Below are 15581 nucleotides of genomic sequence, written 5' to 3' on the forward strand. Positions count from 1 at the left end.
CCCAGCTGGTCTTTTTATCTTTTCGCGCTACTTGGAGCTGGTCTTGGCTGCACCGGCCTGCGCCTCTGCGGCCTTCTTCGGCTTCGCGTCGATGCCGGATTCCTTACGCTGCTCCGGGGTGATCTCGCTCGGTGCATCCGTCAGTGGGTCGACACCGCCGCCGGACTTCGGGAAGGCGATGACATCGCGGATGGAGTCGAAGCCGCCCAGCAGGCTGACGATTCGGTCCCAGCCGAACGCGATGCCGCCGTGCGGCGGAGCGCCGAAGGCGAAGGCGTCGAGCAGGAAGCCGAACTTCTCGCGGGCCTCCTCCTGGGAGATTCCCATGACCTGGAACACTCGTTCCTGGACGTCCCGCTGGTGGATACGAATGGAGCCGCCACCGATCTCGTTGCCGTTGCAGACGATGTCGTAGGCGTAGGCCAGCGCGGAACCCGGATCCTGGTCGAAGGAGTCCAGGAACTCCGGCTTCGGGGAGGTGAATGCGTGGTGCACGGCAGTCCATGCGGAGTTGCCAAGAGCCACATCGCCCTCTGCGCGGGCATCTGCTGCAGGCTCGAACATCGGCGCGTCAACGACCCAGGTGAAGGCCCACTTGTTGTCGTCGATGAGCCCCAGCTTCTGGGCGATCTCGCCGCGTGCCGCGCCCAGCAGGCCGCGGGAAGACTTGGTGTCGCCGGCTGCAAAGAAGATGCAGTCGCCCGGCTTCGCACCGACGTGGTCGGCAATACCAGCGCGCTCGTCGTCGGTGATGTTCTTCGCGACTGGACCGGACAGCTCGCCGTCCTCGCCCACCAGGATGTAGGCCAGGCCCTTTGCACCGCGCTGCTTGGCCCACTCCTGCCAGGCGTCGAGCTGGCGGCGTGGCTGGCTGGCCCCACCATCCATGACGACGGCACCGACGTACTCGTTCTGGAACACGCGGAAGGTCGTGTCCTTGAAGAACTCGGTGCACTCAGTGATCTGGATGTCGAAGCGCAGATCCGGCTTATCGGAGCCGTAGAGGCGCATTGCGTCAGCGTAGGTCATGCGCGGGAACGGGGTCTGGACCTCGTAACCGGCGGTGGACCACACCTCGGTGAGGATCTCCTCGGCCAGGGCGATGACGTCCTCCTGGTCGACGAAGCTCATCTCGACGTCCAGCTGGGTGAACTCCGGCTGGCGGTCGGCGCGGAAGTCCTCGTCCCGGTAGCAGCGGGCAATCTGGTAGTACCGCTCCATGCCGGCGACCATGAGCAGCTGCTTGAACAGCTGCGGGGACTGCGGCAGAGCGTAGAAGGTGCCTGGCTTCAGGCGTGCCGGAACCAGGAAGTCACGTGCGCCCTCCGGGGTGGAACGGGTCAGCGTCGGGGTCTCGATCTCCGTGAAATCGTGGCGCTCGAGAACCTTGCGAGCCGCAGCGTTGGCCTTGGAGCGCAAGCGGAGTGCGTCGCCCTGGGAGGCGCGGCGCAGATCCAGGTAACGGTACTTCAGGCGGGTCTCCTCGCCGACCTCGCCGGCGGAGGACGGGTCGTCGATCTGGAACGGCAGCGCGGCGGACTCGTTGAGTACCTCGAGCTCGCTGACGTTGACCTCGACGGCGCCGGACGGCAGGTTCGGGTTCTCGGAACCCTCCGGACGGGCCTCCACGCGACCGCGGACGCGGACACAGTACTCGCTGCGCAGCGCGTGGGCGCGCTCGGCGACCTCGGACTCGCGGAACACGACCTGTGCGACGCCGGAACGGTCGCGCAGGTCGATGAAGATCACGCCACCGTGGTCTCGGCGACGGCCTACCCAGCCGGTGAGGGTGACCTCCGAGTCGATGTCTCCTGGGCGAAGTTCGCCTGCTAGATGGGTTCGCAGCACGTCGCTTATCCTTCCGATGCTTTCAATCTTTGAAAAAGGTGTCGAATTCAACCCTTCAGCTTAGTCCATCAACAAGTGTGGCAAACTTTAGGGCGTGACCTTCAATCAAAATCTAGGCGACTCCTCCGGCCGCGCCCAAGGTGGCGGCAATTCCGGGGGCTCCAACTTCGGCGGCGGAAACCGTGGCGGCGGCAACTTCCTCATCAACATGTTGGTGAGTCAGGTGGGCGCTCGTTTCGGGCTGCCCGGCATCATCATCGCCGGCTTGGTGATCTTCTTCCTCAACAGCGGCGGCGGAATCCCAGGCATTGGCGGCGGGGCCAACAATGTGCAGGGCCCGCAGACCGACTCGGATGCGCTCGCGCACTGCAAGACGTACGAGGACGCCAACGAGCACGACGACTGCCGCATCCAGGCCACCGCGACGGTTCTGGACGACTTCTGGGGCGAGGCGCTCCCCCAGGAGGCGAATATTGAGTACACCAAGCCGGGGCTCTTCATCGGCTCTGGTCAGTTGAACACCGCCTGCGGGGCGGCTGATGCCTCCCAGTCCGGACCGTTCTACTGCCCGGGCGATGAGACCGCCTACTTCGCGACGCCATTCTTTAAGCAGCTGCGGCAGATGGGTGGCTCCGATGGCCCGTTCGCCCAGATGTATGTTGTCGCCCACGAGTTCGGCCACCACATTCAACACCTCGAGGGCAACCTCGGTCTCTCCGATTACAACAACCCGGGTGAGGACTCCAACGCCGTGAAGATGGAGCTGCAGGCTGACTGCTACGCGGGTCTGTGGGCTAGCCAGGCAGATAAGGGGCCGGACGCCATGCTCGACCCGATCACACAGGACCAGGTGGATCAGGCCGTGAAAACTGCCCAGTCCATCGGCGATGATGCCATCCAGAAGTCCGCCGGTCGCTCGGTCAACCCGGAGAAGTGGACTCACGGCTCCTCCCAGCAGCGCGTGGACGCATTCCTGCGCGGCTACCAGGGCGGAACAATGGCCAGCTGCGAGGCGAACTTCCGCCGCTAAGCGCCATCAGCTTGGGCGCACGCCATCGGCTAAGGCCCTCCAGTAGTGCTTCATTCTGGGCGGCCGAAGAACCCACGGCAACGAAAACGGCACTGTGCGAGAAAGCACAGTGCCGTTCTTTTTGGCCGAAAGTCCCGCGTGGTGATCCGGGGACTACGCCAGCTGCTGACGGATGTGGGTGGTCAAGTCCGCCACCGCGACGTCGTGCTGCTCCCCAAGCTGCAGGTCCTTCACTGCCACGGTGCCGGCCTCGAGCTCCTGGTCGCCGATGACGACGGCGAGCTGAGCGTTCGCCCGGTTGGCTGCCTTCATCGCCCCCTTGAGCCCACGGTTGCCGTAGGCCATGTCCGCAGCAACGCCCGCCGCGCGCAGCTCGTTGATCAGGCCAACCATGTGGCGCTTCGCGGCATCGCCCATCGGGATGCCGAACACGTCCACGCGGCGACCGGTCGAGGCGGTCTTGCCCTCCGCTTCGAGCGCCAGCAGGGCTCGGTCCACGCCGAGGCCGAAGCCGATGCCGGAGAGATCCTGGCCGCCGAGCTGAGCCATCAGACCGTCGTAGCGACCGCCACCGCCAATCCCGGACTGAGCCCCGAGGCCGTCGTGAACGAACTCGAAGCAGGTCTTGGTGTAGTAATCCAGCCCGCGAACCATGCGCGGGTTGACCGTGTACGCCACTCCCATGTCCTCCAGCAGGCCGGTGACGGTCTCGAAGTGCTCGCGGGAGGAATCGGAGAGGTGGTCCTTCATCAGCGGTGCATCTTGCAGCATCTCCTGCATCTGCGGGCGCTTATCGTCCAGCACACGCAGCGGGTTGAGCTCCGCGCGACGCTGGGTCTCCTCATCCAGCGGCAGCGTGGCCAGGAACTCCTGAAGCTTCGCGCGATATGCCGGGCGATCGGTGCTATCCCCCAGGCTCGTCAGCTCGAGGCGGAAGCCGTCCAGCCCGATGGCGCGGAAGCAGCGGTCTGCCAGGGCGATGACCTCGGCATCCAGCGCCGGGTCGTCCACCCCGATGGCCTCCACGCCGACCTGCTGGAGCTGGCGGAAACGGCCGGCCTGCGGGCGCTCGTAGCGGAAAAACGGACCGTGGTAGGCCAGCTTGGCTGGCAGCTGCCCACGATCGAGGTTGTGTTGAATCACCGCACGCATCACGCCAGCGGTCCCCTCCGGACGCAGCGTCACCGAGCGACCACCCCGGTCAGCGAAGGTATACATTTCCTTGCTCACCACATCGGTAGACTCCCCCACACCGCGGGCGAACAGCGAGGTGTCCTCGAACACGGGCAGCTCGATGTGCTCGTAACCGGCGTTGTGGGCGGCGTCGAGAAACGCGGTGCGCACCGCCAGGAATTCGCTGGACTGTGGTGGCACGTAGTCCGGAATGCCCTTCGGGGCGTGCAGCGGCTGGAACTTCTTTTCACCTGAGTTAGTCACGCCACCAGATCTTAGTGGCTGGCCCGCCGCGGGCGTAGCACTACCCCACCTCGTGCAAGAAGGGGTTGGTCTTCTTTTCCTGACCGATCGTTGTCTGCGGACCGTGACCGGGCAGGACGACGTCGTCGTCATCGAACTCGGCGGACAGGCGCTTCAGGGAGAGCGTCATATCAGCTGGGTCCGAACCAGGCAGGTCCGTCCGTCCCACGCCGCCGTTGAAGAGGACGTCCCCGCCCAGGATCAGCCCCGGCATGCGGAACATGACGGATCCGGGCGAATGCCCCGGCATGTGGTGGACGGTAAAGGTTTGACCACCGATGCTGATCTCGTCGCCGAGGTTCCGGATATCCTCCGGGACCCGCATGTTCTCCGTGTCGAAGATGCGTGCAAAGTCGAGGACGTTGGTGTACATGCCCGGGTTCTCGAGCATCGAACGGTCATATTCGTGGACGTGCACGGGCACCCCGAACTCCGCGGCATCTCGCATGTGGTCGATGTGGCCATGGGTCAGCACGATCGACTCCACATAGAAGTTGTGCTCGCTCGCGGCATCGATAATGACCTCGTGGGCTCCGTGTCCTGGGTCCACCACCGTTGCGGGCCTGCGTCCCTGCTCGTCGCGTGCTGCGGATTCGTCCGCATTGATCAGCACGTAGCAATTGGTCTGAAAGGCGCCCGCCGGAAAGCCCAGCAGCTCGAAGGTGGGTGCGGGCGCCCCTGCACCGGTGTTCTCGGAGTTCTTCATGCCCCCATCGTGTCAGAAAATAGTTTTCTTAGGGCATAATGGGAAAGGTTACGCAGGCCCGCGGCCCCACAGCCAGGCTCTGCGCGAATCGTCCATGATCACGCTGAAGATGATCACGCAGGAAGAAAGGCACCGGTTCAACACGTGAGTGAGAACACTGGGCGCAAGATGCCCAACGCGCAGCGCCGCGACGAGGCGCTGGATAACCTCGACAAGGCGATTAAAGGTCGCGAGCGCAAGGCTAAGCTCGCGCCGCTCGGCGTGATGGTGACCACCGTCGTGGTCCTGGCCGCGATCGTGGGCGGCATCTACTTCGCCAGCACCTACACGGGCTCCGATGACTCCGAGGATCAGACCGAAACCCAGGCTCAGGAGGAGCAGCAGTACCCGCCGCTGCCAGACGGCCCGATGACGGCCTACCCGAAGCAGGTCAGCTGCGAGTACGAGGATGAGGGCGGCGCGGCCAAGCAGGTCGATAAGCCGGGCACCGAGAACATCCCGACCGATGGCCTGGTGAAGGTGAACCTGAAGACCACCGCCGGCGAGATTCCCATCGAGCTGGACCGCGGCACCTCCCCGTGCTCGGTGAACAGCTTCGAGTCGCTGGCCAAGCAGAACTACTTCGATAACACGGTCTGCCACCGCCACGTGAAGTCCGATCAGATGGGTATCCTGCAGTGCGGCGACCCGACCGGCAAGGGCACGGGCGGACCGGGCTACAAGTTCGGCGACGAATTCCCACTCAACGGTGTGGCCGAGGGCGAGAGCCAGTCCCCGCTGACCTACCCGCGCGGCACCCTGGCAATGGCTAACTCCGGCCCGGACACCAATGGCTCCCAGTTCTTCCTCGTCACGAAGGACACCACGCTGCCACCGGCGTACAACGTCTTCGGCAAGATCAGCGACGAGGGCCTGGCCACCCTGGACAAGATCTACGACGCCGCCCCAGAGGGCGACGGCAAGCCGGCTGATGAGGTCAAGATCGAAAAGGCCACCGTCAGCTAGATCCCTACTCCAGCTGCGCAAAGCCCGGGTACCCCGCATGGGTGCCCGGGCTTCGTCGTTGCTCCTGCCCCGACGGGGGTTGGCTGGGTCCTAGCCGCCCGTGGTGACTCGGTAGACGTCGAACACACCCTCGATGTTGCGCAGCTGCCCCATCAGGTAGCCCAGCTGCTTAGTATCGGAGACCTCGAAGGTGAAACGGATCATCGCCACCCGGTCCTCCGAGGTGCGCGAGCTCGTCGCGATGATCGGCACCTTCTGCTCGCTAACCACGCGGGTGACCTCGGAGAGCAGGCCGTTGCGGTCCAGACCCTCGATCTGGATCGTCACGAGGAACACGGCGTTCTGGAAACTCTGCGCCCAGCCCACCTCGATGATTCTTTCCTGGTCCTGGTGCAGCTTCGGAGCGTTGGTGCAGTCTGTGCGGTGCACCGAGACTCCGCCACCCTTGGTGATGAAGCCGAAGATCGCATCGCCCGGCACCGGGGTGCAGCACTTCGCCAGCTTCGCGGAGAAGTCCGCCTCCCCCTGCACGAGGATGCCGGAGCCGTCGCCACGGCCCTCCTGCGGGGTGTTCGCGATCCGGCTCGCCGGGTGGACGGGAACCTCGTTGGGCAGCATCGGGGGCGCATCGTCCTCGCCAGCGAGCTGGTCCATAAGCTGGTTGACGACGTGCCCGGCGGTGACCTCGTGGCGGCCGATGGCAGCGTACAGGGCGTCGACGTCGTCGTACCCCAGGTCGGCTGCCAGGGCGCGGACTGATTCGGGAGTGAACAGGCGCTGCACCGGCACGCCATTACGCTGCACCTCCGCGGCGAGCGCGTCACGTCCGACCTCGACAGCCTCACCGCGGCGTTCCTTGGCAAACCACTGCTTGATGCGGGCCCTGGCTCGGGGCACAACGACGAAGTTCAGCCAGTCCTTGCTGGGGCCCGCCGACTGGTCCTTGGAGGTAAAGATCTCTACCTTGTCGCCGGTCTGCAGCTTGCTTTCCAGCGCAACCAAACGTCCATTGACCTTCGCGCCAATGCAGCGGTGCCCGACCTCGGTGTGCACGGAGTAGGCGAAGTCCACGGGGGTTGCTCCCGCTGGCAGCGTGACGGCGTCGCCCTTGGGGGTGAACACAAAGATCTCGTCGGTGGAGAGGTCGTAGCGCAGCGAATCCAGGAACTCATTCGGATCCGCAGCCTCCTTCTGCCAGTCCAACAGTTGGCGCATCCACGCCATCTGGTCCAGGTCCTCGCTGGTTCCACTGTGGGTGCCGCGGGTCTCCTTGTAGCGCCAGTGCGCGGCAATGCCGTATTCGGCGTTGCGGTGCATCTCCAGAGTGCGGATCTGGATCTCAAGCGGCTTCGCGTCCGGGCCAAGCACGGTGGTGTGCAGGGACTTGTAGACGCCGAAACGCGGCGAGCTGATGTAGTCCTTAAAACGGCCGGGCATGGGCTGGTACAAGGCGTGGACCGCGCCAACGGCGGCGTAGCAGTCGCGGACGGTTTCCACCAGGATTCGGATTCCCACCAGGTCGAAAATCTCGTCAAAGTCGCGGCCGCGGACGATCATCTTCTGGTAGATCGACCAGTAGTGCTTCGGCCTGCCCACGACCTCGGCGTTGATGCCGGTGTCCTGCATCGCGGACTCGATTTCATCCTTGACGCGGGCGATGTACTGGTCGCGCTTGGGGGCTCGGTCCGCGACGATGCGGACGATCTCCTCGTACTTGCGCGGATACAGGATCGCAAAGGCGAGGTCCTCCAGCTCCCACTTGACGGTCGCCATCCCCAGCCGGTGCGCCAGTGGTGCGATGACCTCCAGCGTTTCGCGAGCCTTCTTCGCCTGCTTCTCCGGCGGCAAGAAGCGCATGGTCCGCATGTTGTGCAGCCGGTCGCAGACCTTGATGACCAGCACGCGGGGGTCGTGCGACATCGCCACGATCATCTTTCGGACGGTCTCGGCCTCCGCTGCGGAACCGAGCGCCACCTTGTCCAGCTTGGTGACACCGTCCACGAGGCGCGCAACCTCCTCGCCGAAATCAGCGGTGAGCTCCTCGAGTGAATAGTCGGTGTCCTCGACGGTGTCGTGCAGGAGTGCTGCCACCAGCGTGGTGGTGTCCATGCCGATCTCCGCGGCGATGGTCGCCACGGCGAGCGGGTGGGTAATGTACGGCTCGCCCGACTTGCGCATCACGCCGTCGTGAAGTCGCTCCGCGGTGTCATACGCCCGGTTGAGAACCTCGAGGTTCGCCTTCGGATGGAACTTCCGGTGCACCACGATGAGTGGTGCCAGCACAGGGTTCACCTTCGGGCGGGCGGTCCCCGTCAGGGTGCGCGCGATGCGCGCCGCCATCCACAGCGAACCCTTTTCGTTACTCATGATCGGTTCCTACGACATACAACGGGATATCAGGGAAGCGCTGTCGACCGTCCAGCGCTTGTACCTCAAGTACTACCCCAAGGCCACAGACCGTCGCACCAGCTTTGTCAAGCAAGCTGCGAGCGGCCTGGAGGGTGCCCCCGGTCGCCAGGACGTCGTCGAGCAGCAGTACCCGGCGGCCCCGCAGATCCAAGCCGTCGGCTGGGATCTCGAGCGTGGCGGTGCCGTACTCCAGCTGATAGTTGGCCTGGTGAACCGGCGGCGGCAGTTTTCCGCCCTTGCGCACCGCGAGGATACCGAGGCCCAGCTCATAAGCCACGGCGCTGCCGAGCAAGAAGCCACGCGCATCGAGACCAGCGATCAGGTCTGGTTCCATCTCCCGGGCAGCGTCAGCCAAGGAGCAAACGACAGCTCGGAAAGCCTCCGCGTCGGCGAGTGCCGGCGTGAGGTCCTCGAAAACAATGCCTTCGGCGGGGAATCCTGGCACGAGCCGAATGTGATCGGCGAGCAGCTTCTGGGCATACTCCTGACGCTCAATCGCGCTCGGGTCGGAGAGGATGAACTCTGATGCCTGGGTCATGGTTGTCGACTAATCCTTTAAGACTTCTTGGTGGGGGTGTCCGTGGGGCTGTTGGTTTCGGGGATGTGGTCTAGCTCGACCCACCGGTCCATGTTCCAGCTGAGCCCCACATTGCCCGGGTTATCCACGACATTGTCCACATTTTTCAGGGTTGCGATGGCCCGCGGCTCGGTGGTCAGCGGAATCGTCCACATCGCTTGCTGCAGTTCCTTTTCCGCGCGGAGAAGCTCCGGCAGCAGCGATGCCTGGTTGGCCTTGCTGAGCCCATTGCGGCCGAAACCGCTGAGGGTCGACAGCAACGCGTCGTAGTCCTCCCCCAAGGTTCCATAATTCGCGGCGGAAAGAGGCACCGCTTCTACGGTGATCCCGGCCTCCGCGCAGCTGTTCTTGATGCTCTCCACCTGCTTGGCGTAGCGCTCGCGTTCCTTCAGGTAGCCGATGCGCACGGTAGCTCCCTCGAGAGCCCCCTTCGCCGCCTGGATATCCCGGTTCATGTGGGCCCCGGACAGCGCGCGCAAGCGGGGGTGAGTCGGCGCAGATGGCTGCACAACACGCAAACCGGTGGCTGTCACGCGATTGCGGGAGAACTCCGACACGGTCTTCACGAGGGCCTTGCGGTCGATGCAGGCGCTGAAGGCGTGCCGGGCGCCTTCGTCGGCGAAGATTCCGGTGTCCGCGAGGCTCAGGGTATCCAGACGATCGCTGGGCTGGCGGCTAATCGAGAACTTCTCGGACGCGATGCCGGCGGCGGCGAAATCCGTCTTTACGGGCGCATCGAGCACCGAAATCTGGTGGTCCTCGGCGAGCTTCGGTAGGTCTGCTTCCGGGCCCCACACGTAGATCGGCACCTGCGCGGGGCGGTCCCCCGCCCATTCCGGGTTCTCCCGGAGCACCAACTGGCCTTGCTCCCCCTTCTCAGCGATTCGGTATGGGCCGAATGTCGGGACTGAGGCGGGGTCCGTCTTGGTGATATCGAAGAGCTCTTGCCAGGCCTTGCCGAGGCGAGCCAGGTCCTCCTCTACCCCAGATTCGGTGGCTGCGGTGACTGATTCCACCTCGGCCCGCTTGGTGACGCTGTGGGCAGGAAGTACGGTTCCCGCGCTGAAAAGTTCGCGGTACCGCTGGCCGAACCCCGGTTTGAACACCACCCGGAAGCGGTCGGCGCCCGGGGCGCAGTGTAGTTCGGCGACCTGGTGATAGATCGGCAAATCGGAGGCGAAAAGATCGGCACGCTCGCTGGCCAGTTTTGTCAGCTGGAAGTCATCGCACACGACCTTGTGCCCATCGGAGTATTTTGCCTTCGGGTTGATCTTGTAGTCGACGACTTCCTGGTGCTTCTCGCTCGGAGTGACCTCGACCAGATCCCGGTTGGGCAGCATTTGGCCCTCCGGTCCAGCGAGGAAGGCACCTGGGTACAGGCGGGCAGAAAGTTTTGCCGCATCAGTAGCCACCCCGACAGCCGACCCCGCGTTGGTGGTGACCGGGGTGGTCGGAAGCTGGTAGCCGAACTGTGGTTCGGCGCGGCCCAACCCGCCGCCATTGCTAGAGCAGCCGGCCAGCAGAGCGCCAACGGCCAGGGTCGCTATTCCCGCGCGGAATCCGCGATGCTTGAACACTTCACACCTCCTTAAGCGTCCGCTGGGATTCACCGCCATGCGAACGCTCCACGGGGTCTCCCCCGATTCTTTGAGCTTTCGCCAGCTACATTCCAGGTCGCCAGGATACCCCGCTGGTATCCGGGCCCGTGGCATCCGGTTGCTGTTCGCGCTGCGCGCGAAGCCCAGCGTTCGGGCTCACGACGGTGCGGGTTCCGGCGCGGGGCGCATCCTCGGCGTCGTCAGCCGGTTCTTCGCCAGCAGCTGCCCGTTCGCGAGCCTTGCGAACCTTCTCGTCGTGCTCTTGGTACTTCTTCTGGCGCATCTTCAGGCTCACCAGCATGGGGGCAGCGAAGAAGATGGAGTTGAAGGTACCGCAGATCACGCCGATGAACTGCACGAGCGCGAGGTCCTTGAGGGTGCCTACGCCCATGAGCCACACGGCGATAACCAGCAGCGCAGCGATCGGCACCAGCGAGAAAATGGAGGTGTTGATGGAGCGCATCACCGTCTGGTTGATCGCGAGGTTGACCTGCTCCCCATATGTCGCGCGGTTCGAGTCGAATAGCCCCGCAGTATTCTCCTGCACCTTGTCGAACACGACGACAGTGTCATAGAGCGAATAGGCCAGGATCGTCAACAGGCCGATGACCGTCGCCGGAGAGACGTCGAGCCCCAGGAGGGCGTACAGCCCCGAGACGATGGTGAGGTCGATGATCACACCGATGATCGCGGAGATCGCCATGTCGCGCTCCATACGCAGCCCGATGTAGGCGAAGACGGCGAGAACGAAAACGCCGAGTGCGAGCAGCATGCGCTGGGTGATGGACGAGCCCCAGGACTCGGAAACCGTGGAGTCATTCACGGCGTCCTCGGAGGGCTGCCCCTGAGCATTCACGGGCTTGAACTCTTCGAAGAGCGCGGTCCGGGCCTGACGGATCTGTTCTTCGCTGAGCCGCTCGGAGTTGATCTCGATGACCTGCGAGTCTCCCGAACCGACGGTCTGAACCGCATTGGGTTCTACTCCCGTGGCCTCGGTGAAAACGCGCTCAACGTCATCCTGCTGGACGCTTGCGGTCGGCGGCATGCTGATGCGCGTACCGCCCTCGAAATCGATGCCGAGGTTAAAGCCCCGGAAGCCGATTGTCGCGATGCACACGACGAAGATGGCAATGAGAATCTGGTACGAGAGGCGCCGCTTCGCCACGAATGGGAAGTTGCCGGTGCCGTTGTACATCTGGCTCAACCAGGAGCCCTTGTCCTGTTCCTTCTGCTGCGCAGTGTTCACGCTGCTCATGGCGGTGTCCGTGCTGCTCATCGGGTCTCCTCCTCGGTCGAGCTGCTCTCTGTGGAGCCACTCGTCGTTTTAACGTCCGCCGTGGCGGCAGCAAACTTTGGTCGGGTCGGCGAGTAGCCACGGGACTCCGCAAGGCGGAATGCCGGGCCCAGACCGTTGACCTTGCGGTTGGCGCTGAAAGGCTTACGGGACAACATGATCGTCAGAGGCGCGGTCAGCAGGAAGGCCACCAGGACGTCGACGACGGTGGTGAGCCCCAAGGTGAATGCGAAGCCCTTGACGTCGCCGATGGCGAGGAAGTACAGGATCACCGCTGCAATAAGCGACACGAAGTTACCGGTGACGATCGTCCCGCGAGCCCGATCCCACGCGCGAGGCACGGCGGAACGGAAGGTCGAACCACCGAGGATCTCGTCCTTGATGCGCTCGAAGTAGACCACGAAGGAGTCGGCGGTGGTGCCGATACCGATGATTAGGCCCGCAATGCCGGCCAGGTCCAGGCTGTAACCGATCCAGCGACCCAGCAGAACGAGGAGACCGAAGACCGTCGCCACGCTGGCCACCAGCGAGACGATGGCGATCAGGCCGAGTCCGCGGTAGTACCAGAGCGCGTAGAGGGAGGCGAGCACGAGTCCAACGAGCCCGGCGATCAACCCAGCGCGCAGGGAAGCCTCACCCATGGTGGGCGAGATCGTCGTCGCGGTACCACCCGGCTCGCCGTTCTCGCCGACGAAGCTCAGCGGCAGCGCACCGTAGCGCAGGTTGTTGGCGAGGTCTTGGGCTTCCTTCTCGGTGAACTGGCCCGTGATCTGGGAAACCTCGCCTGGCGGGGTTGCGCCCTGAATTTGCGGGGCGGAGATGACCTGGGAATCCAGAGTGATGGCGACCTGCTGGTTCATCATGTCCTGGCCGAGCTTGTACCAGGTCTCGCCACCCGGGGTGTCCTTGCCGGTCTTGAAACGGAATGTGATGGCCATCTGTGCGGACTGAGCGTCGAAACCACCGGTGATGGTGGAATTCATATCGATCATGTCACCGGTCAAGCGGCGGGGCTTGTCCTTGTTCTCATCACCGATCAGCACCGGAGCAGGCCCCAGCACCATCGGTCCCTGCGGCGAACAGGTCACCAGCGGCTTGGCAGGATCGTCGGCACCGGAGAGCGGATCAGGTCCGGAGCAGTCGAGCAGCCCCGCTGCTGCGGACTGCGTATCCGGGTCCTCGGACTGGCGGTCCTTCAGCAGGATCTGAACCTGCTTGTCACGTCGCTTCTGCTCCTCGACGGAGTTCTTCGGCTCCGCTGGCTCCTTGGCGGTTACCGTCAGCTTGTCCGGCAGCCCTGGAGCATTCTGCTCCTTCATGGCCTTGAGGAGATCGTTCATCTTCTCCTGGGTGGCCTTCTTCTCCACGATGCCCGCCTCAACCCAGCGGTTGGCCATGTCCTTGTAGACCTCGGCGAACTTCGGGGTCGTCGGCTGTGGCTGGGAGTTCGGGCGGAACAGCAGCTGGGAGGTCTGTCCCAGGGCGCGGGCCTCGCTGGCGTCCTCCCCCGGGACGGTGATCACGAGGTTATCGCCGTCGGTGACGACCTCGGCGCCGGAGACACCCATGCCGTTGACGCGGGACTCGAGGATGCGACGTGCCTGCTGCAGCTGGTCGGCGGTCGGCCGCTCCCCTTGCGGGGCGAGGGTAACTCGCGTGCCACCCTGCAGGTCGATGCCGAGTTTTGGCGTAGCGGACTTATCGCCGGTGGTGAAGACAAGTCCGTAAATGGCGAGGAAAATAACGAAGAAGACGAGCAGCGAGCGCTTCAACCACTTCTTTTTCGTGGGCTTCTGCTGCCGAGTTCGCGCTGTGGCCACAGTTGGGCTCCTGAGCTGTTAATCGGGATTAAATGAAAAGCTGGGAAAATATCTTAGTGCCTGCTGGAGACACAAAACATCTGGCACCCGGATTCCTGTCTCCGGTCACCAGATGTCCAAGTCCGCGCGGGGTGTGCGTGCGCGTCCAGCGGGTCGCGCACCGACGCCTAGTTGCGGGACTCGCCGCGGGCGCTGGTACCACCGTCGACGTCGGAATCCGTGTTCTGGACGTCACCGTCCACCGTCTCGGCCTGGTCATCCGGACGGTTGCTCAGCTGCTCTTCCTGCTGCGAGCCAGGCTCCACGGAGTTCACGGCCTGCAGGACGGCGGCGCGGTCCCAGGTGGTCACCACCGCAGGGCTGATCTCCAGGTCAATCGAGGTGTCACCCACGTGCGCCACACGCCCCTGGATGCCCGAGGTCATCTGGACGACCATGCCCGGCTGGAGGGAGTCCTGGAATTCGCGAATCTGCTTCATCCGCTGGTTCTGCTTGCGGATCTGCACCAGCGGCAAGGCGATGAATACGACGACGATCAGGATGAGTATCAAAGAATTCATAGTTTTCAGTGTCTCACATTCTTAGGTTTTTGCACGTAGCCGCTACCGTTCCCACCTCGGGGACTCGACGCCTGGGGGCCCGACGCGCGGTGCTTCGATGCGCGGGGCGCGCTAGGCGCGGGCCCGTCGGCGCTGTTCTCCACGCGGCGCTACATGCCAGGTGCGTTCTCCGGTGGCTCCAGGCCGACGTGGCGCCATGCTGCCGCGGTAGCAACCCTCCCCCGCGGCGTGCGGGCCACCATGCCTGCGCGCACGAGGAATGGTTCGCAGACCTCCTCGACCGTCGAGGGCTCCTCCCCAACCGCCAGAGCAAGCGTGTTCACTCCCACGGGCCCGCCACCGTGGCCACGCACCAGAGCGTCCAACACCCCGTTGTCGAGACGGTCGAGCCCCATTTCATCGACGTCGAAGACCACGAGCGCCTGCCGGGCGATGTCCACGGTGATCTGGCCGTCGGCCTGCACGTCGGCATAATCTCGCACGCGACGGAGCAGCCGGTTGGCGATACGCGGCGTGCCCCGCGACCGGGAGGCGATCTCGGTGGCAGCGTCGTGATCGATTTCTACGCCGAGAATGCCGGCGGCACGGGTGACCACCCGGGTGAGCTCGGGAGTGTCGTAAAACTCCATCTGAGCAGTGAAACCGAAGCGGTCACGGAGGGGACCTGTGAGCATGCCCGCCCGAGTCGTCGCGCCAACGAGGGTGAATGGGGCAATCTCGATGGGGATCGACGTTGCTCCGGGCCCCTTACCGACGATGACGTCGATGCGGAAGTCCTCCATCGCCATGTAGAGCATCTCTTCGGCGGGCCGCGCCATGCGGTGGATCTCGTCGATGAAGAGCACGTCGCCCTCCATAAGGTTCGACAACATAGCCGCCAGGTCCCCTGCCCGCTCGAGTGCCGGGCCCGAGGTCATGCGCAGAGAAGAACCGAGCTCCTGGGCGATGATCATCGCCATCGTCGTCTTACCTAGCCCCGGCGGGCCCGCAAGGAGCACGTGGTCGGGCGCAACACCACGGCTGCGGGCACCGCCAAGCACGAGCTCAAGCTGCTGGCGCACCTTCGGCTGGCCGATGAACTCCGTCAGGCTCTTCGGGCGCAGCGAGCTATCGAACTCGGTATCCCCGGGGATCTGTGCACCGGAGAGCTCGCTATTCGGCGCTTGCCCGGCAGGCTGATTGCCGGGTTCGGGGCGCGGGGTAGGCAGCGACGAACCCGGCAATTCGAATTCGGTGCGTTCGATGTCTGACATTGGTG

12 protein-coding genes are annotated in these 15581 nt (G+C 64.3%); 2 read left to right on the plus strand and 10 right to left on the minus strand.

All coding sequences use genetic code 11. The features are described 5' to 3' along the window. Nucleotides 1–27: 27 nt before the first annotated feature. Nucleotides 28–1848 carry an aspartate--tRNA ligase gene (gene aspS / locus QP140_RS00760; RefSeq protein ID WP_284757530.1) on the minus strand — a complete coding sequence of 607 codons (1821 nt, stop codon included), beginning with the start codon at nucleotides 1846–1848 and terminating at the stop codon, nucleotides 28–30. 94 nt (nucleotides 1849–1942) lie between these two features. On the opposite strand from aspS, the gene ypfJ reads away from it, so the two are divergent. Next, entirely contained in the window at nucleotides 1943–2878 is a 936-nt protein-coding gene (gene ypfJ / locus QP140_RS00765; protein WP_012360196.1) for a KPN_02809 family neutral zinc metallopeptidase, read from the plus strand. Between the two features lie 153 nt (nucleotides 2879–3031). Here the strand turns inward: ypfJ and hisS are convergent, their stop codons facing one another. Then, nucleotides 3032–4315 carry a histidine--tRNA ligase gene (gene hisS, locus QP140_RS00770; RefSeq protein ID WP_284757533.1) on the minus strand — a complete coding sequence of 428 codons (1284 nt, stop codon included), beginning with the start codon at nucleotides 4313–4315 and terminating at the stop codon, nucleotides 3032–3034. 40 nt (nucleotides 4316–4355) lie between these two features. Beyond that, nucleotides 4356–5060 (minus strand): MBL fold metallo-hydrolase, encoded by a 705-nt coding sequence (locus QP140_RS00775; protein ID WP_284757535.1) that lies wholly within the window; start codon nucleotides 5058–5060, stop codon nucleotides 4356–4358. 144 nt (nucleotides 5061–5204) lie between these two features. Here QP140_RS00775 and QP140_RS00780 point away from each other — a divergent pair, with 144 nt between their 5' ends. Then, complete coding sequence (locus QP140_RS00780; RefSeq protein ID WP_284757537.1) at nucleotides 5205–6065, plus strand: peptidylprolyl isomerase; 861 nt, start codon at nucleotides 5205–5207, stop codon at nucleotides 6063–6065. A gap of 90 nt (nucleotides 6066–6155) precedes the next feature. Here QP140_RS00780 and QP140_RS00785 read toward each other — a convergent pair whose 3' ends face one another. The 7 genes from QP140_RS00785 to ruvB all read right to left on the minus strand — a co-directional run bounded on the left by QP140_RS00785 (nucleotide 6156) and on the right by ruvB (nucleotide 15576). Further along, nucleotides 6156–8432, minus strand: coding sequence for a RelA/SpoT family protein (locus QP140_RS00785; RefSeq protein WP_284757539.1), 2277 nt, complete (start codon nucleotides 8430–8432; stop codon nucleotides 6156–6158). Further along, nucleotides 8425–9012, minus strand: a complete 588-nt coding sequence (locus QP140_RS00790) for an adenine phosphoribosyltransferase (protein WP_148811743.1) — start codon at nucleotides 9010–9012, stop codon at nucleotides 8425–8427. Before QP140_RS00790 ends, QP140_RS00785 begins: the two co-directional genes overlap by 8 nt. A gap of 17 nt (nucleotides 9013–9029) precedes the next feature. Then, nucleotides 9030–10628, minus strand: coding sequence for an ABC transporter substrate-binding protein (locus tag QP140_RS00795; protein WP_284757541.1), 1599 nt, complete (start codon nucleotides 10626–10628; stop codon nucleotides 9030–9032). A gap of 85 nt (nucleotides 10629–10713) precedes the next feature. After that, complete coding sequence (gene secF, locus QP140_RS00800) at nucleotides 10714–11925, minus strand: protein translocase subunit SecF (protein WP_442874957.1); 1212 nt, start codon at nucleotides 11923–11925, stop codon at nucleotides 10714–10716. Beyond that, nucleotides 11922–13763 (minus strand): protein translocase subunit SecD, encoded by a 1842-nt coding sequence (secD, locus tag QP140_RS00805; RefSeq protein ID WP_284757543.1) that lies wholly within the window; start codon nucleotides 13761–13763, stop codon nucleotides 11922–11924. The genes secF and secD overlap by 4 nt, the downstream gene beginning before the upstream one ends. Nucleotides 13764–13930: 167 nt before the next feature. Next, a complete protein-coding gene (gene yajC / locus QP140_RS00810; RefSeq protein ID WP_284757544.1) occupies nucleotides 13931–14323 on the minus strand; it encodes a preprotein translocase subunit YajC in 393 nt (130 codons plus the stop codon). A gap of 149 nt (nucleotides 14324–14472) precedes the next feature. Next, nucleotides 14473–15576, minus strand: coding sequence for a Holliday junction branch migration DNA helicase RuvB (gene ruvB / locus QP140_RS00815; protein WP_284757546.1), 1104 nt, complete (start codon nucleotides 15574–15576; stop codon nucleotides 14473–14475). Nucleotides 15577–15581: the final 5 nt, after the last annotated feature.

It is taken from the genome of Corynebacterium sp. UMB9976 (genome assembly GCF_030212265.1).
Lineage (GTDB): Bacteria > Actinomycetota > Actinomycetes > Mycobacteriales > Mycobacteriaceae > Corynebacterium.